Genomic DNA, 19,238 nt, shown 5'->3' with positions numbered 1-19,238 from the left:
CCGAGCACAGCCCCGCACACACACCGCGCACCGCAGCAGGAACCGAGACAGCAGCAGCGTCCCAGCCCCCGGGCACGCCCCCCGTGCGGGCCAACTCTCTTTGCCCCAAACCGAACAATCTTCGACACCGAACGATACCCAAGGCGTCACTCCGGGTCGCCATCGAGTCACCGTTCCCGGTACGGCGGCCGCGCCCGCCGTGGGTGGCGCGGCCGCCGTGGCCCTGCACGTCTACGTCCCCGACGTCGACGCCGTCACCGACCAGGCCGTCACCGCCGGCGCCGAACTCCTCGCCCCGCCCGCCGCCATGTCCTACGGCTACCGCCAGTCGACCCTCCGGGACCCCTTCGGCCATGTCTGGATCTTCCTCACGCCCCTGTCGCCCCCGACGGCCCTCACGGCCTGAGCCGGGCCGCGGAGAGAGGATCGAACTCGACCGCGGTGACCTCCGCTACCCGGCCAGCGCCGCTTCGATGGCGGCCTCCGCGTGGAGGCGGGCGGTGGGGAAGACGGGGAGGGGGCTGTCGGTGGGGCGGACGAGGAGTTCGATCTCGGTGCAGCCGAGGATGATGCCTTCGGCGCCCGCGGTCGCCAACTCGGCGATCACCCGCCGGAATTCGGCGCGTGACTCCTCGCGGACGACGCCGACGCACAGCTCCTCGTAGATCACCCGGTGCACCAGGGCGCGGCCGTCCGGGTCGGGGGTGATGACGTCGAGGCCGCCCGCCGCCAGCCGGCCGCGGTAGAAGTCCTGTTCCATCGTGAACGCCGTCCCCAGCAGCCCGACCCGCCGCAGGCCGGCGGCCCGGACCGCGGCGGCGGTGGCGTCGGCGAGGTGCAGGAGCGGGACGGAGGCGGCGGCCGCGACCTGGTCGGCGACCTTGTGCATGGTGTTGGTGCAGATCAGCAGCAGGTCGGCGCCGGCCGCCTCCAGGGAGCGCGCCGCGTCGGCCAGGATCTCGCCCGCCTCGGTCCAGCGGCCCTCGGCCTGGAGGCGCTCGACGGCGGCGAAGTCGAGCGAGTAGAGCACGAGTTGGGCGGAGTGCAGGCCGCCGAGCCGCTCCCGGGCGAGTTCGTTGAGGAGGCGGTAGTACTCGGCGGTGGATTCCCAGCTCATGCCGCCGATCAATCCGAGCGTCTTCATGGGCCAGTTATAAATCAAGCCATGATGATTCGGCAAATATATAAGTCAAGCTTTCATCAGGGCGTTCGCGGGACGCGGTGTTGCCACTCCCTCGTGAAGACGACCGAGCCGGCCTCCAGGGCGCGGAGCTGGACGATGCTGATGAAGTGGGTGGCGTCGCAGCGGAGTTGGGAGCGGGTCTGGAGGGTGACGTCCCAGCCGATGTCGGGGCGTTCGATGCGGGTGGTGTGGTCGGTGCGGGCCTGGGCGCTGAGGGGGGCGTCGGTGAGGACGCGGTAGGCGGTCACGGTGTGCTCGTCGCGGACGAGGCCGTCGGGCTGGGTGCGGGTGCCGTCGGTGGCGGGGGAGAGCTCGGTGCGCCACTCGTGGCGGCCGAGGTCGTGGACGGTGACGCGCTCGGGGTGGGCGGTGAGCGGCTCGGTGAGGTGGACGGCGAGCGGGTCGGGCAGCACCGGGGACTCGAAGACGACCGGCGTCGCGCCCAGGTCGGCGGCGAGGCGGCGGGCCGGCAGGGTGAGGGCGCTGTGCGACGGGTCGACGGCGTACTCGGCGCCCTCGGGGGCGGGCCACACCCAGGGCCAGTACGCGGACGAGAGCGCGAGCCGCAGCCGGTGCCCGGCGGGGACGGCGAAGGCGCACGCGGCGAGCTCGACGACGACGTCCTCGGGGCCCGACGGGCCGGCCGCCGCCAGCACGCCCCGCGTGATCAGCTCGGACGTGCCGTCCGGCCCGACCGCGCACAGCCGGGCGACGACCAGCGCGGGTCGCCCGTCGTCGCGCAGCCGGAGCCGGACGGACGGGATGCCGAGCACCTCGACGGGCTCGGGCAGCGGCCGGGAGTCGAAGCAGACCGAGCGCCCGTCCTCCTCCCGCTGGTCCGGCGGCCGGTCGGCGGGCCGGCCGAGCGGGACGTAGGCACCCGCGTCGAGGCCGGTGTGCTGGGGCGAGCGGACGTGGACGTAGCGGTCGTCGGAGGCGGTGCCGGCGGTCTGCAGCTGGCCGTCGAGGCCGTAGTGGACCTCGCGGACGTCGGGGGAGGGCCAGAGCTCGTCGCCGACCCAGCGGGTGCCGAGCAGGCTGCGCAGGGCGGGCTCCTTGCGGACGCCGGTGTCGATGTCGCGCAGCCAGTGGTCCCACCAGCGGAGGGTCTCGGGCAGGGTGTCCTCGGGCAGACCGTGCGGCCAGGGGCCGACCAGGGCGCGGGCCTGCGGCGACGTGGCGAGCAGGCGCAGGACGAACGAGCAGGACGGGTCGCCCCAGCCGGCGATCGCGAACGCGGGGACGGAGACCGGGACGGACGTCTCCCCGGCGGTGAGCCAGGCCTCGGCGGGCGGCTCCAGGGACTCCAGCCGGGCCAGCCACTGCGGGCGCCAGGCGTCGCCGACGTGGCGCGGGTCGGGCGGCCGGGCGGCGTCGGCGACGAGGGCGGTGAGGCGGGTGTGCAGGTCGGCGGCGAGGACGGCGCCACCGAGCCGGTGGCCGCCCTCGGGGCAGGCGGTGACGACGGCCCGGACCGTCTGGGGGGCGCGCGCGGCGAGCCGCAGGGCGGTGGTGCCGGCCGCGCCGACGCCGAGCAGGCCGACCCGGCCGCTGCACCAGGGGCGGGCGGCGAGCCAGGCGATCACGGCGGTGCCGTCGGCGAGCTCCTGCTCGTCGCCGGGGGTGACGGGCAGGCCGCCGGAGTTGCCGTGGCCGCGGGTGTCGACCCGGACGGCGGCGTAGCCGTGGCCGGCGTACCAGGGGTGGCGGCGGGCGTCGTCGGCGGCGGACCAGTCGGTGAGCCGTCCGGCGGAGTACTCCAGCAGGGCGGGGACGGGCCCGTCGCCCACCGGGCGCCACACGCGGGCGGACAGCTCGGTGCCGTCGGGCAGCGGGATGCGGACGTCCTCGCGCGTGGTGTGGAAGGGGTACGACGGCATGGCCGCTCCCATCGGGTCCCGGGCCGGTGAGTGCCGACGGGGGTGTGCGTGCCGGCATTCCGACCCTAGGGGAGGAGTCTGCCGATTTCCTGATGAATCGGGCGCGGTGGTGAAGGCCCGGGTTTGCGCCACCTTCACCTGCCCGGGTCGCTGTTCGCGGCATCTGGTATTTGCGAATCGCTTGCAACTGCCTCCCGGTCGAGGGAAGGATGGCCCAGCACTCCGATCACACGAAGGGACCACAGCATGGCCACCCCCGCCGCAGGCGCCCCGTCCGTCAGATGGCGCGACCGGCTCACCCGTGAGGAGTGGATCCGCCTGGCCGGCATGGGCGGCTTCATCCTCGCCCTGCACGTGGTCGGTTGGTTCACCCTGCTGGCGCTCGTCGCGCCCGAGCACTACGACGTCGGCGGCCAGGTCTTCGGTGCCGGCATGGGCCTCACCGCCTACACGCTCGGCATGCGGCACGCCTTCGACGCGGACCACATCGCGGCGATCGACAACACCACCCGCAAGCTGATGGGCCAGGGCAAGCGGCCGCTGTCGGTCGGCTTCTGGTTCTCGCTGGGCCACTCCTCGATCGTCTTCGGCCTCTGCGCCCTGCTGGCCTTCGGCATCCGCTCGCTCGCCGACCAGGTCGAGGCGGACGACTCGACGCTGCACAGGATGACGGGCCTGATCGGCACCACCGTCTCGGGCACGTTCCTGCTGCTGCTCGGCCTGATCAACCTCGGCGCCTTCAACGGCATCCTCAAGGTGTTCCGCAAGATGCGCGAGGGTGAGTACGACGAGGAGGAGCTGGAGCGCCAGCTGGAGAAGCGCGGGCTGATGAACCGCATCCTCGGCCGGGTCACCCGGGCGGTCACCAAGCCCTGGCACATGTACCCGGTGGGGCTGCTGTTCGGGCTCGGGTTCGACACCGCCACCGAGGTCTCGCTGCTCGTGCTGGCGGGCGGCGCGGCGGCCTTCTCGCTGCCCTGGTACGCGCTGCTCACGCTGCCGATCCTGTTCGCGGCCGGGATGAGCCTGCTGGACACGATCGACGGTTCGTTCATGAACTTCGCCTACGAGTGGGCGTTCTCCCGTCCGGTCCGCAAGATCTACTACAACCTGACCGTCACCGGCCTGTCCGTCCTGGTCGCGCTGGTGATCGGCCTGATCGAACTGATCGGCCTGCTCGGCGAGAAGCTGGACATCACCAGCGGCCCGATCGGCTGGATCGGCTCCCTGGACCTCAACTTCGTCGGCTACGCGATCGTCGGCCTGTTCGTGCTCACCTGGGCCGGGGCGATCCTGTTCTGGAAGTACGGCAAGGTCGAGGAGAAGTGGTCGGCGGGCCTGGCCTCGGCGGGCGCCGAGACGGAGTAGCCCAGGACACGCATCAGGGGCGGCGGACCGGAGGACGGTCCGCCGCCCCTGCGGCTCTCCCGGGTCAGCGCAGCGCGGCCAGCACCGCGGCCGCCATCACCTTCTCGCCCGTCGCGTTCGGGTGGAACGGCACGGCGGGCGAGCCGGGCAGCGCGCCCTCGACCCAGCGGTCGTCCGAGCACGCGTCGTGCCCGGCGGTCGGTGTCCGGGTGTCGACGTAGACCGCGCCGTTGGCCGCGGCGGTGGCCTTGAGCATGGCGTTGAGGCTGCTCAGCGTCCGGTACAGGTACGGGATGTCGCGCGGTGCGATGGGCTGGCGCAGCACGCAGGACGAGCCGTCGGCGGGCAGCACGGACGGGTAGCCGACCAGCAGCACCTTGGCCTTGGGGGCCTTGGCGTGGATCTCGGTGATGGCCTCGGCGAGCCGGGGCCGCGCCGCGTCGATGCGGTCGGCGAGGTCGTCCTCGCCGTACTGCCAGCTCCAGCTGCTCCAGCCCCAGTGGCCGTGGTTGTAGACGTCCTGGCAGGGCGTGCCGAGCGGGTTGACGATGGCGCCGGCGATGCAGGTGGCGATGACGTCGCCGATGCCGATGTCGCTGGTGCCGAGGTCGTTGCCGCCGATGCCGAGGGTGATGAGGTCGGTGTCGGGGGTCACGGCGTCCAGCTGCGGGTCGTTGACCTTCAGGAACAGGTCGTACTGGGGCTCCGTGATGGCCTTGACCTTGGCGGCGGCGCAGGTGACGTCGGTGTAGGCGCCCGCGTGGAGGGCGGCGGCGACGAGGTGGCCGTAGTTGTGGTCGGAGCGCAGGCACAGGCCGGCGGACTGGCCGGGGACGCCCGCGCCGGCGGCGTAGGAGTCGCCGAGCGCCACGTAGTGCTTCGGGGCGGGGGTGGCCGCCTGGGCGGTGGTCGAGGTGAGCGCGAGCGCGGCGCCGAGGGCGACGGCGGCGAGCGCGGAATTCCGGGCACGGCGGACGCGTGCGCGGGCGGGGCGTTTCCGGGCAGGGCGGAGCACGGTTCCTCCTGGGGGAGAGAAACGACGAGGTGGGGGTCGTGCCAGCCGGGGCGCCACAGCTACTCGCAGGTAAGTTACTGCGAGGTTACGCGTCCGTCCATCCTTTGCGCGGAAATTCCCGACAATGCGTCAAGTCCGGGCGCCCGGTTATTTCGAATTTCGCTCCACCGTGTATCGGAGGTATTTCCGAAACGCCGTGGAGCGGAATTGGCGCGACTGCTTGTTACCCACCGGTTGACCGGACGTCACCGCAGGCCGCAGTATCGGGCGCACAGCGACGGCGCCCGCCCCGCGCCGTCCGCGCCCCCGCGACGGAGGACTGCGCAATGGCCCTGGACGCCGACGTCATCGTCATCGGAGCGGGACTCGCCGGTCTCACCGCCACCGCCGAACTCGCCGACGCCGGACGGAAGGTGATCCTGCTCGACCAGGAACCCGCGGCCTCGCTCGGCGGCCAGGCGCACTGGTCCTTCGGCGGCCTCTTCCTCGTCGACTCCCCCGAGCAGCGCCGGATGCGGATCCGCGACTCGCACGCCCTCGCCTGGCAGGACTGGCTCGGCACGGCCGGCTTCGACCGGCCCGAGGACGCCTGGCCGCGCCGCTGGGCCGAGGCCTACGTCGACTTCGCGGCCGGCGAGAAGCGGGCCTGGCTGCACGGGATGGGCGTGCGGTTCTTCCCCGTGGTGGGCTGGGCCGAGCGCGGCGGCTTCCTCGCCGACGGGCCCGGCAACTCGGTGCCGCGCTTCCACATCACCTGGGGCACCGGGCCCGGACTGCTCGAACCCTTCGTCCGCCGGGTCCGCGCCGCGGCCGCCCGCGGGCTCGTCGACCTGCGGTTCCGGCACCGCGTCACCGGGCTCGCGGCCACCGCGGGCGTCACCGACACCGTCACCGGCGAGGTGCTGGAGCCCAGCGCGGCGGCCCGCGGCGAGGCCAGCACGCGGGACGTCGCCGGACGGTTCGAGCTGCGCGCCCAGGCCGTGATCGTCACCTCCGGCGGCATCGGCGGCAACCACGAACTCGTCCGCAAGGCCTGGCCCGCCCGGCTCGGCACCCCGCCCGCCCGGCTGCTCTCCGGCGTGCCCGCGCACGTCGACGGCCTGATGCTCGGCGTCACCGGCGCGGCCGGGGCCAACCTGGTCAACGGCGACCGGATGTGGCACTACACCGAGGGCATCGAGAACTGGGACCCGATCTGGGCCCGGCACGGCATCCGCATCCTGCCGGGACCGTCCTCGCTCTGGCTCGACGCCACCGGCCGCCGGCTGCCCGTGCCGCTGTTCCCCGGCTTCGACACCCTCGGCACTCTCGAACACATCATGGCCACCGGGCACGAGCACACCTGGTTCGTCCTCAACCAGCGCATCATCGAGAAGGAGTTCACCCTCTCCGGCTCCGAACAGAACCCCGACCTGACCGGGAGGTCCGTGCGCGGCGTGCTCGGCCGCGCCCTGCCCGGCGCCCCCGGCCCGGTCCGGGGCCACCTGCGGCACGGGCCCGACTTCGTCGTCGCGGGCAACGTCCCCGACCTCGCCCGCGGCATGAACGCGAAGACCCGCCGGCCGCTGATCGACCCCGACGAACTGCGCCGCACCGTCGAGGACCGCGACCGGCAGCTCGCCAACCCCTTCGCCAAGGACCTCCAGGTCACCGCCATCCACGGCGCCCGCCGCTACCTCGGCGACCGCCTCGTGCGCACCGCCGCCCCGCACCGCATCCTCGACCCGGCCGCCGCCCCGCTGGTCGCCGTCCGCCTCAACATCCTGACGCGCAAGTCCCTGGGCGGTCTGCAGACCGATCTCGCGTCGCGCGTGCTGCGGCCGGACGGCGAGGTGCTCCCGGGGGTGTACGCGGCGGGGGAGGCCGCGGGCTTCGGCGGCGGGGGCGTGCACGGCTACCGCTCCCTGGAGGGGACGTTCCTCGGCGGGTGCCTGTTCTCCGGGCGTGCTGCGGGGCGTGCGGCGGCGGAGGCGACGGCGTAGGGGGCTTCCCTCCGTCAGTCGTCGCCGCCCGCGGGCCGCAGCGGCGACCGGGGGTACGTGCTCGGCGCGGTCCTGGCGGCCCAGGACCGCGCGGAGGCGGCGGAGTTGCGTCAGGCCTGAGCGGCGGTGGGCGCTCGGCGGACCTTCCGGACGGCCTTGACGGTGGCGAGGACCGCAGCGGCCGTCCCGATGCCGATCCAGCCGAAGGCACCGGTCAACTTGCCCGGCAGCGGAGGTGTTTCGGGAGCGGGGCCGGTGTGCCAGACCACCCGGTCGCCGAGCTGGTCCAGGTCCACCGTCGCGGTGCCCTGCCGGTCGTCGACGAAGGCCTTCCCGAGGGGGACGGCGACGTCGACCTCGCGCGGGCACGTGCCGTCCACCGGGCGCCCGTTGAGCGTGAAGTGCCCGGCCCGGCAGGTGATCCGGTCCCCGCCGAGGGCCATGACCCGTTCGAGGAGGACGTGGTCCGTCGCCGGCGGGGTGCCGAGGAGGTGGACCTCTCCGCGCTGCACGTCCGAGGCCTGGACCCGGTCGGTGAGGAGGGTGTCGTCGTCCAGGGTCTTCACCGAGTAGCCGGTGAGGAGCACCGCCAGTCCGACTCCCACCGCCAGCAGTCCGGCCACCCCGGCCGCGATCCACGCCCGGAGCCGCCGTCGTCCGTTCATCGGTCGGTGAGTCCCGGTCGCAGGCGGGAGAGGGTGGCCGGGGCCTGGAGGCGGGTGGCCACCTCGGCCGCGTCGGAGGCGTCCAGGCGCATCCGCGGCACGGCGCTGTCGGCGGTCGCATGTCCCATGGGGGCATCCTACGGACCGCCTCCGGGCGGGTGGCACCCGCCGGTGGTCCGGAACCCTGAAGGTACGCTGCGGAGGCCGAGCGGGCCCCGACCAGAGGAGAAGCCGAACCCATGAGCCGCCGAGACCGCGACCGCCAGCGGGCCGCCGCCTCCCCGGTGACCGTCACGGTCTGCCGCGGCTGCTGCTGCGGCACGGAGGAGAAGCACCCGGGCGTGGACCACGCCGGGCAGTACGAGCGGCTGCGTGCGGCGGTCGGCTCGGCGGGCCGGGTGCGGGCGGTCAAGTGCCTGGACGCGTGCACGCATTCGAACGTGGTCGTGGTGGGCCCGTCCGGTGAGGGCCGCGCGGCCGGGGGCCGTCCGGTCTGGCTGGGCTGGGTGCTGGCCGACGACATGGTCGACGAGATCGCCGCGTGGGTGCACGCGGGCGGCCCCGGCCTGGCCGATCCGCCGGGTCTGCTCGACCTCCAGGAGATCGCGGTCTCGCGCCGGGTCCGCGAGGGCCTGCCGGAGTGACAGCCCCGGAGTGACAGCCCCGGAGTGACGCGGCCCGCGCCGGTCGTCCGCAGATAAGTCTCACCCTGGGTCAACTGGCGCGACTACCATGACCGGTGGCTCCGAGCGGATCCGCCCAGGGAGGAAGACGATGACCACGGTCTGCCGCATCTGCGCGGGCACCGGCCGCACCGCCGGCCTCAACTGCCGTACCTGCCAAGGCACCGGGACGACGGAGGTCGGCGGCGGGGGCGGCAACTGCTTCCTGTGCGACGGCACCGGGGTGTACGTCCGCTACCGGGTGGACGCGACCGGCGCCAAGCACGCCTACCGCGATGAGATCTGCCGCACCTGCGACGGCACGGGCAACCGCGCCTCCACGAGCTGGGACGAGCCGTCCGGCTGAGGACCGACGCGGAGTCACGCCCCTTGTGGGCAAGGCGTCATGGTCCGGTGCCAGCGTGGTCGCGGACAAGCTCTTTGCCCGACCTTGACCAGGTGTTGGCATTTGTGTGGTGGGTGCGCTCCGGCCCGTTCACCGCGCGTCCGTGCCCGGGCAATCCACCGCTGGAAGAGTCCCGCGCATGGATATCCCTCACATGGGCGTACCGGCCGAGCTCGCCGCACGCATGAGCATGGCCGAGCAGCACGAGTACCTGCGGGCCCGCTTCTCCCGTCGCCGGATGCTGCGCGCCGGTGCCGCGACGGTGGGCGCCATCGCGGTCGGCGGGGCGCTGGGCGCCGGCACCGCGGCCGCGGCGCCGGCCACCCCGCAGCTGCTGACCGGCACGACGGAGGCCATCGACGGCGCGCTGGTCGCCCCGGTGGGCCGTCACCTCCAGTTCGGCCCCGAGCCGGACACCCAGTTCCGCATCTCGTGGCAGGTGCCGGTGCCGGTCAAGAAGCCGTTCCTGCGCTTCGGCAAGCACCCGTGGGACCTCGGCCACAAGATCGAGGCCGAGGTGCGGGCGCTGCACACCCCCGCCCTGATCCCCGGCAGGCAGCCGGTGGACCAGTACTACCTGCACGTGGCGCTGGAGGACCTGGAGCCGGACACCACGTACTACTACGGAGTGGGCCACCAGGGCTTCGACCCGGCCGCGCAGCAGCGGATCTCCACGCTGAACACCTTCCGCACCGCGCCCTCCCGCGACCACCGCTGGGGCAAGGTGTACGAGCCGTTCACCTTCACCGCGTTCGGCGACCAGGGTGTCAGCAAGCACGCCGAGGGCAACGACCACGTCATCCTGGCGCAGAACCCGGCCTTCCACCTGCACGCGGGCGACATCTGCTACGCCGACCCGAAGGGCTCCGGCCAGGACTCGGACAAGGACGCGTACGACGCCAGGACGTGGGACGCCTTCCTGGCCCAGACCGAGACGGTCGCCGCCAAGGTGCCGTGGATGGTCTCGTACGGCAACCACGACATGGAGGCCTGGTACTCGTCCAACGGCTACGGCGGCGAGAACGCCCGCTTCTACCTGCCGGACAACGGGCCGGACCCGCGGGTCGTCCCGGGCGTCTACAGCTTCCGCTACAAGAACGTCGGCGTCATCTCGCTGGACGCCAACGACGTCTCCTACGAGATCCCGGTCAACCTGGGCATCTCGGCCGGCAAGCAGACCAAGTGGCTCGCCCGCACCCTCAAGGACCTGCGCAGCGACGAGACCGTCGACTTCATCGTGGTCTTCTTCCACCACTGCGCCTTCTCCACCACCACCGCGCACGCCTCCGAGGGCGGCGTCCGCGAGGCCTGGGTGCCGCTGTTCGAGAAGTACCGGGTCGACCTGGTCGTCAACGGCCACAACCACGTGTACGAGCGCACCGACGCGATCCTCGGCAACAAGGTCTCGAAGCAGGTGCCGAGCGGCGCCACCGTCGAGCCGGCCAAGGACGGCGTCGTGTACGTGACGGCGGGCGCGGCGGGCCGCAGCCTGTACAAGTTCGACACCCCGGACACCTACGAGGGGCACGAGAAGCGCGTCGACGCCGTGCAGACGTACTACTTCGGCAAGGGCGGCGCGAAGATCACCGAGACCGTCGAGTGGTCCCGGGTGCGGTTCACCGACTACTCCTTCATCAAGGTCGACGTGACTCCGGCGGGGCCGGGCCGGAAGTCGTCGATGAAGGTCACCGCGCTGTCCGAGACCGGTGCGCAGATCGACGACTTCACGATCCTGCGGGCGGTCGGCGAGGGCTGGGACTCCGGCGCGGACGACGACGGCGAGGGCGGCGGCTGGGGCTGGTAGGCCCCGAGTGCGCGACCGGGCCCCGGCGTTGAGGAAACGTTCCCTTGGGAGTGTTCCTCAGCGCCGGGGCCCGTACATGATCACGCCGACCCCGGCCAGGCAGATGAGCGCGCCGATCACGTCGTAGCGGGTCGGCCGGAAGCCGTCCACGGCCATGCCCCACACCAGCGAGCCGGCCACGAACACCCCGCCGTACGCGGCCAGGACGCGGCCGAAGTGGCTGTCCGGCTGGAGCGCCGCGACGAACCCGTACGCGCCGAGCGCCACCACGCCCACGCCCGCCAGCCACCACGGCCGTTGCTCGCGCGCGCTCTGCCAGATCAGCCAGCAGCCGCCGATCTCGGCGAGTGCGGCGAGGGCGAACAGGGCGAAGGAGCGCAGGACGGTCATGGGCCGAGCGTAGGGCCTGCCGTCGGACTCCCGCCTGCGTGGCGGCGGGAGTCCGACGACAGGTGCTGGGCGCTCAGACCTGCCGGTACGTCGCCAGGAAGCGGCCGATCCGGTTGATCGCCGTCTCCAGGTCGTCGGCCCGGGGGAGGGTGACGAAGCGGAAGTGGTCCGGGCGGGGCCAGTTGAAACCGGTGCCCTGGACGACGTGGATCTTCTCGCGGAGCAGCAGGTCCAGCACGAACTGCTCGTCGTCGACGATCTTGTGCACCGCCGGGTCGAGCTTGGCGAAGGCGTAGAGCGCACCCTTGGGCTTGACGCAGCTGACGCCCGGGATCTCGTTGAGCGCCTTGTGGGCGACGTCCCGCTGCTCGGTGAGCCGGCCGCCGGGCAGCACGAGGTCGTTGATGGACTGGTGGCCGCCGAGCGCGGCCTGGACGGCGTACTGCGCGGGCACGTTGGGGCACAGCCGCATGCCGGAGAGCATGGTCAGGCCCTCCAGGTAGTCGGTGGCGTGCTGCTTGGGCCCGGAGACGACCAGCCAGCCGCTGCGGAAGCCGGCCACCCGGTAGGCCTTGGAGAGGCCGTTGAAGGTGAGGGTGAGGACGTCGTTCGCGAGCGCGGCCAGGCAGTGGTGCTCGGTGTCGTCGTAGAGGATCTTGTCGTAGATCTCGTCGGCCAGGACCATCAGCTGGTGGCGGCGGGCGAGGTCGAGGATGCCCTCCAGCAGTTCCTTCGGATACACCGCGCCGGTCGGGTTGTTGGGGTTGATGACCACGATCGCCTTGGTGCGGGCGGTGATCTTGGCGGCGATGTCGTCGAGGTCCGGGTACCAGTCGGCCCCCTCGTCGCACAGGTAGTGGACGGCCTTGCCGCCGGCCAGCCGCACGACGGCCGTCCAGAGCGGGTAGTCCGGCATCGGGACGAGCACCTCGTCGCCGTCGTCGACGAGCGCGGTGACGGCCATCTGGATCAGTTCGGAGACGCCGTTGCCGAGGTACACGTCGTTGACGTCGACGCCCTCGACCCCGCGCTGCTGGTAGTACTGCACGACGGCGCGGCGGGCGGGCAGGATGCCGCGCGAGTCGCTGTAGCCGTGCGCCTTGGGGAGGTTGCGGATGATGTCCTGGACGATCTCCTCGGGCGCCTCGAAGCCGAACGGCGCCGGGTTGCCGGTGTTCAGCCGCAGGACGCTGTGCCCGGCCTCCTCCAGCGCGTTGGCCTGGTCGACCACCGGTCCGCGGATCTCGTAGCACACGTCATTGAGCTTGCTGGACTGCCGAAACTCCATCTGCGGCCTCCCGACCGTCACGAGCACCCCGTTCGCGTTCTGCAGCTTTGTTCTACCAAGTAAGCACTTGGAAAGTCCAACCTTTTGGCTATGCTGATCCACATGTCACGCCGAAGCTACGACCAGTACTGCGCCGTCGCCCGCGCCCTGGACGCGGTGGGGGAGCGCTGGAGTCTCCTGATCGTCCGTGAACTCCTCCGCGGCCCGCGCCGCTACACCGACCTGCACGCCGACCTGCCCGGCGTCTCCACCGACATCCTCGCCGCCCGGCTCAAGCAGCTGGAGGGCGACGACCTCGTGCTGCGCCGCCGCCTCGAACGGCCCGCCAACGCCACGGTCTACGAGCTCACCGGGCGCGGACGCGAACTGCGGCCCGTCATCGAGGCGTTGGGCGAGTGGGGCCTGCCCGCCCTCGGTGAGCAGCGGCCGACGGACGCGGTGCGGGAGCACTGGTTCACGGCCGCGCGGGCTGCGGCCGTGGAGACGGAGAGCGCGGCGGATGCCGTGGATGCCGTGGGCGTCGCGGTCGTCGCGGGCTGAGGCTCCGGGCTTCAGGGCCCAGGGGCGGCGGTCGACACCCCCGTGGCCGGCCGCCGCTCGTGCGCCCAGGGCGGCGAGCGGCGGTGAACGGGCGAGCCGTGCCCGATGAGCGGGGCGGGGGTGGCCGATTCCGGCGCTCCGCTCCGCGCGTACGATCGTCGGACCACGGAGCAGTCGGAGGAGAGCGGAGAGCGCCCGTGCCCACCACGTACCGCAGTTACGTCGCCGTCGGGGACTCCTTCACCGAAGGCATGTGTGACGATCTCCTGCCCGACGGCCAGTACCGCGGCTGGGCCGACCGGGTCGCCTCCGCGCTCGCCGGCGAACTGGGCGAGGACGACGGCTTCCGCTACGCCAACCTCGCCGTCCGCGGCAAGCTCATCGGCCAGATCCACGACGAGCAGCTCGCCACCGCGGCCGGGATGGGCGCCGAGCTCGTCACCCTCGCCGGGGGCCTCAACGACGTGCTGCGCCCCGGCTGCGACATCGCCGAGGTCGAGCGGCTGCTCGGGCGCTGCGCCGCCGAACTGCGGGCCACCGGCGCCACCGTCGTCATGTTCACCAGCACCGACCCCACCCGTCGGCTCGCCGGCAGCGCCCGGCTGCTGCCCGCCATCCTGCGGATGAAGGCCTTCGTGCACGAGCTCGGCCAGGACGACGGCATCGCCGTGGTCGACCTCTTCTCCGCGCCCTGCTTCGACGACCGCCGGCTCTGGGCCGAGGACCGCCTGCACCTCTCGTCCGAAGGTCACCGCCGGGTCGCCGCCGCCGTCCTGGAGGCGCTCGGCCGCCCCGCCGACTTCGACTGGCGCGCCCCCCTGCCGCCCGCCGCCCCGCGAGGCCGCGCCGAGAAGCTCCGCTCCGACGCCCGCTGGATCGGCTCCCACCTCGGCCCGTGGATCGGCCGCCGCCTCACCGGCCGCTCCTCCGGCGACGGCCGCCCGCCGAAGCGGGCGGAACTCCTGCCCTACCGCTGAGCCGGCCTCGGGGGCCGTCGTCCGACTTCCGTCTGCCGGGCGGCTATCGGGCCTGGGCCGTCGGTTCCAGGACGAGGCTCGCCATCGGGGCGTGGACCGTCCAGCCGAGTGCCGAGTACAGTGCCCGGCCGTCGGGGGTGCCGACCAGGACGGCCTGCCCGGCCCCGGCCTCGCGGGCGGCGTGCTGGAGAGTGCCCATCACGACGCTGCCCAGCCCCCGCCGGCGGTGCTCGGGGGACGTGACGATCTGGTCCGGCACGGCGACCGGGCCCGCCAGGCCCGCCTGCCCGCGTGCGGCGAGGTGGCCGGCCTCGGTGCGGACCAGCGTGCGGACGACACCGCCGCGGGTCCAGGTGGTGACGGTGTAGCCGGCCGGTGCCGCGGGGCGCCCGGCGCCGTCGAGGGGCAGGCTCATCAGGAAGCCCGGCTTGTCCAGCCGCCACTGCGGCCCCAGCCACGGGCGGACGGTGTCGTCCTCGGCGAACAGCTTGAGCCAGGTGCCGGGGGCCGTCGTCGCCTCGGCGATCTTGCGGACGTCGCCCTCGGTGGGCTCCGGCAGCACGTGGCGCGCGACCTCGCCCGTCGGCGCTCCGACGTCGATGCTCCAGCCCCACGGCTCGGCGGCGGGTTCGGCCGCGCCCCGGGAGGCGACCCAGCCGGAGATCCACCGGCGGACGAGTTCCGTGGTGTCCGAGTCCCGCATCGCCCTACCCCCGCGCGTAACAGATGAACCAGTATAGGACACCTTACATGCCGTGGAGGGGTGCGGCCAGGAGCGCAGTAGGCTTGGCGGGTTCGACGCACCGGGACGACAGCGGTGCCCCAGGCCGGAAGGACCACAGCACGTGAGCGAGCGACGGGGGTCCCCCCGGCCGGAGGCTGGCGGAGAGCGAACCATCGAGAGGTGCGCGTTGCGCGAAGCGGCCGCCGGGCGCAGCGAGGGGGGCGCATGAGCGGGTCGCTCCCGACCGAACTCCGGTCCGACTGCACGAGCTGCTTCGGGCTCTGCTGCGTCGCCCTCCCGTTCGCCGCGGGCGCCGACTTCGCCGTCGACAAGGCCGCCGGCACCCCCTGCCGCAACCTGCGGACCGACTTCACCTGCGGGATCCACGAGCGGCTGCGCGACACCGGCTTCCAGGGCTGCACCGTCTACGACTGCTTCGGCGCCGGCCAGCGCGTCTCCCAGGTGACGTACGGCGGGCGCAGCTGGCGCGAGGAGCCGGCGAGCGCGCGGGAGATGTTCGACGTGTTCCCGGTCGTGCGGCAGCTGCACGAGCTGATGGCGTACCTCGGCGAGGCGCTCGGCTTCGACGCCGCCCGGCCCGTCCACGCCGAGCTGAGGGAAGCCCTGGAGGAGACCGACCGGCTCGCCGGCGGCACCCCGCAGGAGGTCCTCGCCGTCGACGTGAACGCGCACCGGCAGCGCGTCAGCGAGCTGCTGCTGCGGGCGAGCGAGGAGGTCCGCGCCGCCCTCCCGCGCCGCCGCGAGCACCGCGGCGCCGACCTCTTCGGCGCCCGGCTGCGCGGCGCCGACCTGCGCGGTGCGAACCTCCGCGGGGCGCTGCTGGTCGCCGCCGACCTGGGCGGTGCCGACCTGCGGCTCGCCGACCTGATCGGCGCCGACCTCCGCGACGCCAACCTGGCGGGCGCCGACCTCACCGAGGCCCTCTTCCTCACCCAGGCCCAGCTCAACGCCGCCCGCGGCGACGCCACCACCCGCCTGCCCGCCGGCCTGACCCGCCCGACCCACTGGCCGGCCACGGCCCCGGCCGCCCCGGCGCCCCGGCCGGCCGCCCCGCGCAAGCCGCGCGGCGGGGGCCGCTCCGGCACCGCTCGGCCGCGCCGGCGGTAGGGAAGGTCCGCGGCCGTGCGGGGTGGTGGCCGCGACCGCCGTGCCGTCCGGGCCGCCCTCGTCGTGCGGGTCGTTCACTCGGCGCCCTGTCGGGTCGGCAGGTCGTTCACGGCCTCGTTCACGGCACCGGCCGCCTCACGGTCGGCGGCGAGCGGCACCCGGCCCCGGTAGGCCGCGACGATCTCGGCGACTGCGACGAGGTCGGCCACCGTGCCGACCTCTCCGACTGCTGCGATGGCCCCGGCCGTCCCTGGCGGGTGCCGACGGCCGGCCGGGCCTGGAGCGTGGCGTCAGGGCGTGAGCAGCCGGGCCCGCAGGGCGTCGATCTGGTCGCGGTCGACGCCCAGGGTGCCGGTGAGGTAGCCCTCCACGGAACCGTGGAGGGCGGCGAGGTCGGCGAGGACGAGGCGGATGACGGTCTCGGGGGCGCGGCCGAAGCCGGGCCAGCGGAGGGTGCGGCCGGGGTTGGCGGCGTGCCAGGCGGCGACGAAGTGCGGGGTGGCCAGCTCGGTGAGGGCGAAGTCGGCGGCGATCTCGTCCTCGTGGACGCCGAGGAGGGTGAGGAGGAGGGCGGCGATGAGGCCGGTGCGGTCCTTGCCGGCGGCGCAGTGGAAGACGAGCGGCTCGTGGGCGGCGGTGATCACGTCCAGTACCTGGCGGATCTCCTTGACCCCGTCCTGCGCGACCTCGGCGAAGCGGTCGGCGAGGTAGCGCCAGGGGTCGAGCGCGGGGTCGATCTCGGCCTGGTCGTAGGGCCGGTGCTCGATGGAGAGGTTGTGGTACGCGAGGCCGTCGAGGGCGGGCACCCGGCCCTTGGCCTCGATCTCCCAGGGGTAGCGCAGGTCGATCACGGTGCGGATGCCGAGCTCGCGGAAGCGGTCGAGGTCGGCGGGCTCGGTGAGCTTGGCGAGGGAGTCGGAGCGGTAGACCAGGCCCCGGCGCACGGACCGTCCGTCGGCGGCGGGGATGCCGCCCAGGTCGCGGACGTTGTGCAGACGCTCGAAGGCGATGTGACGTGTTGTCATCCCCGCACTGTAGCCGGGTCGAGGTGCGGTGGCATGACCGAGGAATGATCTTAACCTGAGTAGATTCTTTACTGAGTTCAGTTATGCTGGCCGTCGTACGTTCGACAACGGCGGTCGGGAGGTCGCGGCATGGTGGCGGGGATCGACGGCGAGCTGGCGCGCGAGCGGGCGTACGCCGCCCGGTGCCGGGAGGCGCTCGCGCGGCAGGTGGACGACGCCGGGTACCAGGTGATCGCGGGCGAGGACGTGTCCGGCGACGGCGCGAGCGCGGAGGCGCTCGGCCGCTACCTGCGCACCCGGGCCCGGCGGATGGCGGACCTGCCGGACAGCCCGGCCTTCTTCGGCCGGCTCGACTTCGGCGACGCCCCGGAGGCCGGCGACCACCGTCGGCAGCGCTACTACGTGGGCCGCCGCCGGATCTCCGAGGACCCGACCGCGCCGCCCCTCGTGGTCGACTGGCGGGCCCCGGTCTCCCGGGTCTTCTACCAGGCCGGCCCGCACGACCCGCTCGGCCTGGCCGGGCGCCAGCGGTTCGGCTGGGCGCCGTCGAGCCCGGGCGCGCCCGAGGACCTCACCGGCCTGGAGGACGAGCGGCTCGGCGGGCCGCCCGTCGGCGCCCGTGGCGGCATCCTGGCCGCCGAGATCGAACGCCCCCGCACCGGGCCGATGCGCGACATCGTCGCGACCATCCAGCCCGAGCAGGACGCGCTCGTGCGCGGCGGGCTCGCCGAGTCGGTGTGCGTACAGGGCGCGCCCGGCAGCGGCAAGACCGCCGTGGGCCTGCACCGCGCCGCGTACCTGCTCTACACCCACCCGCAGCGGATCCGGCGTTCGGGCCTGCTGGTCATCGGCCCGAACCGGGCGTTCCTGCGCTACATCGCCGAAGTCCTGCCCGCGCTCGGCGAGATCGACGTCGCCCAGTGCACCGCGGAGGACCTGGTCGCCGCCCACCCGGTCCGCGCCGAGGACGACGGGCGTGCCGCGGCCGTCAAGCAGGACGCCCGGATGGCGGCCGTCCTGGAGCGCGCCCTGTACGCCCGCGTCCGGGTGGCGGGCGCCGAGCCGGTGGTCGTCACGGAGGGTTCGTACCGCTGGAGGGTCCCGGGGGAGGCGCTGGACCGGATGGTCGCCGAGGTGCGCGGGCAGGGCGTGCCGTACGCGATCGGGCGGGAGCACCTGCGGACCCGGGCGGTGGCGGCGCTGCGGGACCGGGCCGAGCGGCGGACGGGCGTCCGCAGCGGGACATGGGAGGCGCGGATCGGGCGCTGCCGGCCGGTGAAGGAGTTCCTCGACGCCGCGTGGCCCGCCGCCCGCCCGGAGGCGGTGGTGGCCGAACTGCTCGGCGACCCGGCGGTGTTGGCGGCGGCCGCGGCCGGACTGCTGGACGAGGAGGAACAGGCGGCGGTCCGCTGGCGCCGCCCGCCGCGTTCGGAGCGGAGCGCGGCCTGGTCGGAGCACGACCTGTTCCTGCTGGACGAGGTCGCGAGCCTGATCGAGCGTCCGGCCGGGTTCGGGCACGTCGTCGTCGACGAGGCGCAGGACCTCTCGCCGATGCAGTGCCGGGCGATCGCCCGCCGCAGCGGCTTCGGCTCGCTCACCGTGCTCGGCGACCTCGCGCAGGCCACCACGCTCCGGGCGGCGCGGAGTTGGCCCGAGCAGCTGGCCCACCTCGGCAAGCCGCAGGCGGCGGTGGTGCCGCTGACCACGGGCTTCCGCGTTCCGGCGGCGGTGATGGAGCTCGCCAACCGGGTGCTGGCGGCGCTCGACGTGGACGTGCCGCCGGCGGTTTCGCTGCGCGCGGGTGGCGAGGTGGCGATCCGTCAGGTGCCGTGCATCGGCGTAGGGGTGGTCGAGGCCGTCCGCAGGGCGCTCGGCCGCGAGGGCTCGGTGGCCGTGATCGCGGCGGACGCGGAGGTGGCGCGGACGGTGGAGGTGCTGGCGGCGGCCGGGCTGTCGGCGGCGACCGCGGACGGGGTCGGCGGGGCGGCCCGGCTCACCGTGCTGCCGGCCTCGCTGGCCAAGGGCCTGGAGTACGACCACGTGGTCGTCCTGGAGCCGGCCGCCATCGTCGAGGCCGAACCGCGCGGACTGCACCGCCTCTACGTGGCGCTCACCCGGGCCGTCTCCCGCCTCGACGTCCTGCACACCCGCCCGCTCCCGGAGGCCATGCGGGCGGGGGTCGCGGGCTAGTGGTGGCCGCC

General features: G+C 73.7%; 19 protein-coding genes and 1 pseudogene. 10 read left to right on the top strand and 10 right to left on the bottom strand.

Going from position 1 to position 19,238, the window contains the following annotated elements; all coding sequences use genetic code 11:
* Window positions 1-100 precede the first annotated feature (100 nt).
* Window positions 101-406 (top strand): VOC family protein, encoded by a 306-nt coding sequence (locus tag ACWCXH_RS23570; protein ID WP_449803433.1) that lies wholly within the window; start codon window positions 101-103, stop codon window positions 404-406.
* A 45-nt stretch (window positions 407-451) separates the two neighbouring features.
* Here the strand turns inward: ACWCXH_RS23570 and ACWCXH_RS23565 are convergent, their stop codons facing one another.
* Together ACWCXH_RS23565 and ACWCXH_RS23560 are read right to left on the bottom strand one after the other, a co-directional pair.
* Entirely contained in the window at window positions 452-1,144 is a 693-nt protein-coding gene (locus tag ACWCXH_RS23565) for an aspartate/glutamate racemase family protein (protein ID WP_449803432.1), read from the bottom strand.
* A 56-nt stretch (window positions 1,145-1,200) separates the two neighbouring features.
* Window positions 1,201-3,063 (bottom strand): CocE/NonD family hydrolase, encoded by a 1,863-nt coding sequence (locus tag ACWCXH_RS23560; RefSeq protein ID WP_449803431.1) that lies wholly within the window; start codon window positions 3,061-3,063, stop codon window positions 1,201-1,203.
* 246 nt (window positions 3,064-3,309) lie between these two features.
* Here ACWCXH_RS23560 and ACWCXH_RS23555 point away from each other — a divergent pair, with 246 nt between their 5' ends.
* Window positions 3,310-4,431, top strand: a complete 1,122-nt coding sequence (locus tag ACWCXH_RS23555; RefSeq protein WP_449803430.1) for a HoxN/HupN/NixA family nickel/cobalt transporter — start codon at window positions 3,310-3,312, stop codon at window positions 4,429-4,431.
* A 64-nt stretch (window positions 4,432-4,495) separates the two neighbouring features.
* Here the strand turns inward: ACWCXH_RS23555 and ACWCXH_RS23550 are convergent, their stop codons facing one another.
* A complete protein-coding gene (locus tag ACWCXH_RS23550) occupies window positions 4,496-5,446 on the bottom strand; it encodes an SGNH/GDSL hydrolase family protein (RefSeq protein WP_449803429.1) in 951 nt (316 codons plus the stop codon).
* A gap of 326 nt (window positions 5,447-5,772) precedes the next feature.
* Here ACWCXH_RS23550 and ACWCXH_RS23545 point away from each other — a divergent pair, with 326 nt between their 5' ends.
* Window positions 5,773-7,428, top strand: coding sequence for an FAD-binding dehydrogenase (locus ACWCXH_RS23545; protein ID WP_449803428.1), 1,656 nt, complete (start codon window positions 5,773-5,775; stop codon window positions 7,426-7,428).
* 110 nt (window positions 7,429-7,538) lie between these two features.
* Here the strand turns inward: ACWCXH_RS23545 and ACWCXH_RS23540 are convergent, their stop codons facing one another.
* Entirely contained in the window at window positions 7,539-8,093 is a 555-nt protein-coding gene (locus tag ACWCXH_RS23540; protein WP_449803427.1) for a S26 family signal peptidase, read from the bottom strand.
* A complete protein-coding gene (locus ACWCXH_RS23535; RefSeq protein ID WP_449803426.1) occupies window positions 8,090-8,221 on the bottom strand; it encodes a hypothetical protein in 132 nt (43 codons plus the stop codon). Before ACWCXH_RS23535 ends, ACWCXH_RS23540 begins: the two co-directional genes overlap by 4 nt.
* A gap of 111 nt (window positions 8,222-8,332) precedes the next feature.
* Here ACWCXH_RS23535 and ACWCXH_RS23530 point away from each other — a divergent pair, with 111 nt between their 5' ends.
* From ACWCXH_RS23530 to ACWCXH_RS23520, 3 genes are all read left to right on the top strand, one after another.
* Window positions 8,333-8,737 (top strand): (2Fe-2S) ferredoxin domain-containing protein, encoded by a 405-nt coding sequence (locus ACWCXH_RS23530; protein WP_449803425.1) that lies wholly within the window; start codon window positions 8,333-8,335, stop codon window positions 8,735-8,737.
* Between the two features lie 130 nt (window positions 8,738-8,867).
* On the top strand, window positions 8,868-9,122 hold the full coding sequence (locus ACWCXH_RS23525) for a hypothetical protein (protein ID WP_449803424.1): 255 nt from the start codon (window positions 8,868-8,870) through the stop codon (window positions 9,120-9,122).
* Window positions 9,123-9,300: 178 nt separating this feature from the next.
* Window positions 9,301-10,965 (top strand): purple acid phosphatase family protein, encoded by a 1,665-nt coding sequence (locus ACWCXH_RS23520; RefSeq protein WP_449803423.1) that lies wholly within the window; start codon window positions 9,301-9,303, stop codon window positions 10,963-10,965.
* A gap of 57 nt (window positions 10,966-11,022) precedes the next feature.
* Here the strand turns inward: ACWCXH_RS23520 and ACWCXH_RS23515 are convergent, their stop codons facing one another.
* Together ACWCXH_RS23515 and ACWCXH_RS23510 are read right to left on the bottom strand one after the other, a co-directional pair.
* On the bottom strand, window positions 11,023-11,355 hold the full coding sequence (locus ACWCXH_RS23515) for a YnfA family protein (protein WP_449803422.1): 333 nt from the start codon (window positions 11,353-11,355) through the stop codon (window positions 11,023-11,025).
* A 73-nt stretch (window positions 11,356-11,428) separates the two neighbouring features.
* Window positions 11,429-12,643: a pyridoxal phosphate-dependent aminotransferase gene (locus ACWCXH_RS23510; protein WP_449803421.1), complete on the bottom strand. Its 1,215-nt coding sequence runs from the start codon at window positions 12,641-12,643 to the stop codon at window positions 11,429-11,431.
* 102 nt (window positions 12,644-12,745) lie between these two features.
* Between ACWCXH_RS23510 and ACWCXH_RS23505 the strand changes: the two are divergent.
* A pseudogene (locus ACWCXH_RS23505) lies at window positions 12,746-13,144 on the top strand (winged helix-turn-helix transcriptional regulator); the annotation flags it as partial.
* Between the two features lie 236 nt (window positions 13,145-13,380).
* Window positions 13,381-14,160 (top strand): SGNH/GDSL hydrolase family protein, encoded by a 780-nt coding sequence (locus ACWCXH_RS23500; RefSeq protein WP_449803420.1) that lies wholly within the window; start codon window positions 13,381-13,383, stop codon window positions 14,158-14,160.
* A 43-nt stretch (window positions 14,161-14,203) separates the two neighbouring features.
* Here the strand turns inward: ACWCXH_RS23500 and ACWCXH_RS23495 are convergent, their stop codons facing one another.
* Window positions 14,204-14,863: a GNAT family N-acetyltransferase gene (locus tag ACWCXH_RS23495; RefSeq protein ID WP_449803419.1), complete on the bottom strand. Its 660-nt coding sequence runs from the start codon at window positions 14,861-14,863 to the stop codon at window positions 14,204-14,206.
* 246 nt (window positions 14,864-15,109) lie between these two features.
* Here ACWCXH_RS23495 and ACWCXH_RS23490 point away from each other — a divergent pair, with 246 nt between their 5' ends.
* The gene (locus tag ACWCXH_RS23490) at window positions 15,110-16,012 is read left to right on the top strand and encodes a pentapeptide repeat-containing protein (RefSeq protein WP_449803418.1); all 903 of its coding nucleotides are present in this window, start codon (window positions 15,110-15,112) and stop codon (window positions 16,010-16,012) included.
* 74 nt (window positions 16,013-16,086) lie between these two features.
* On the opposite strand, the gene ACWCXH_RS23485 is transcribed toward ACWCXH_RS23490, so the two are convergent.
* Window positions 16,087-16,221, bottom strand: coding sequence for a hypothetical protein (locus ACWCXH_RS23485; protein ID WP_449803417.1), 135 nt, complete (start codon window positions 16,219-16,221; stop codon window positions 16,087-16,089).
* An 81-nt stretch (window positions 16,222-16,302) separates the two neighbouring features.
* Window positions 16,303-17,037 (bottom strand): tyrosine-protein phosphatase, encoded by a 735-nt coding sequence (locus tag ACWCXH_RS23480; protein ID WP_449803416.1) that lies wholly within the window; start codon window positions 17,035-17,037, stop codon window positions 16,303-16,305.
* Between the two features lie 129 nt (window positions 17,038-17,166).
* On the opposite strand from ACWCXH_RS23480, the gene ACWCXH_RS23475 reads away from it, so the two are divergent.
* A complete protein-coding gene (locus ACWCXH_RS23475; RefSeq protein WP_449803415.1) occupies window positions 17,167-19,227 on the top strand; it encodes a HelD family protein in 2,061 nt (686 codons plus the stop codon).
* The last annotated feature ends 11 nt before the right edge of the window (window positions 19,228-19,238 follow it).

The sequence above is a fragment of the Kitasatospora sp. NPDC001660 genome, assembly GCF_053596725.1.
This window is presented reverse-complemented; position numbering and strand designations above follow the sequence as displayed.

Coding starts and splice junctions, on each gene's coding strand:
- ACWCXH_RS23515 (WP_449803422.1), bottom strand. CDS start 11,355: ATGACCGTCCTGCGCTCCTTCGCCCTGTTCGCCCTCGCCGCACTCGCC.
- ACWCXH_RS23565 (WP_449803432.1), bottom strand. CDS start 1,144: ATGAAGACGCTCGGATTGATCGGCGGCATGAGCTGGGAATCCACCGCC.
- ACWCXH_RS23555 (WP_449803430.1), top strand. CDS start 3,310: ATGGCCACCCCCGCCGCAGGCGCCCCGTCCGTCAGATGGCGCGACCGG.
- ACWCXH_RS23545 (WP_449803428.1), top strand. CDS start 5,773: ATGGCCCTGGACGCCGACGTCATCGTCATCGGAGCGGGACTCGCCGGT.
- ACWCXH_RS23560 (WP_449803431.1), bottom strand. CDS start 3,063: ATGCCGTCGTACCCCTTCCACACCACGCGCGAGGACGTCCGCATCCCG.
- ACWCXH_RS23520 (WP_449803423.1), top strand. CDS start 9,301: ATGGATATCCCTCACATGGGCGTACCGGCCGAGCTCGCCGCACGCATG.
- ACWCXH_RS23490 (WP_449803418.1), top strand. CDS start 15,110: ATGAGCGGGTCGCTCCCGACCGAACTCCGGTCCGACTGCACGAGCTGC.
- ACWCXH_RS23530 (WP_449803425.1), top strand. CDS start 8,333: ATGAGCCGCCGAGACCGCGACCGCCAGCGGGCCGCCGCCTCCCCGGTG.
- ACWCXH_RS23525 (WP_449803424.1), top strand. CDS start 8,868: ATGACCACGGTCTGCCGCATCTGCGCGGGCACCGGCCGCACCGCCGGC.
- ACWCXH_RS23480 (WP_449803416.1), bottom strand. CDS start 17,037: ATGACAACACGTCACATCGCCTTCGAGCGTCTGCACAACGTCCGCGAC.
- ACWCXH_RS23535 (WP_449803426.1), bottom strand. CDS start 8,221: ATGGGACATGCGACCGCCGACAGCGCCGTGCCGCGGATGCGCCTGGAC.
- ACWCXH_RS23540 (WP_449803427.1), bottom strand. CDS start 8,093: ATGAACGGACGACGGCGGCTCCGGGCGTGGATCGCGGCCGGGGTGGCC.
- ACWCXH_RS23495 (WP_449803419.1), bottom strand. CDS start 14,863: ATGCGGGACTCGGACACCACGGAACTCGTCCGCCGGTGGATCTCCGGC.
- ACWCXH_RS23475 (WP_449803415.1), top strand. CDS start 17,167: ATGGTGGCGGGGATCGACGGCGAGCTGGCGCGCGAGCGGGCGTACGCC.
- ACWCXH_RS23510 (WP_449803421.1), bottom strand. CDS start 12,643: ATGGAGTTTCGGCAGTCCAGCAAGCTCAATGACGTGTGCTACGAGATC.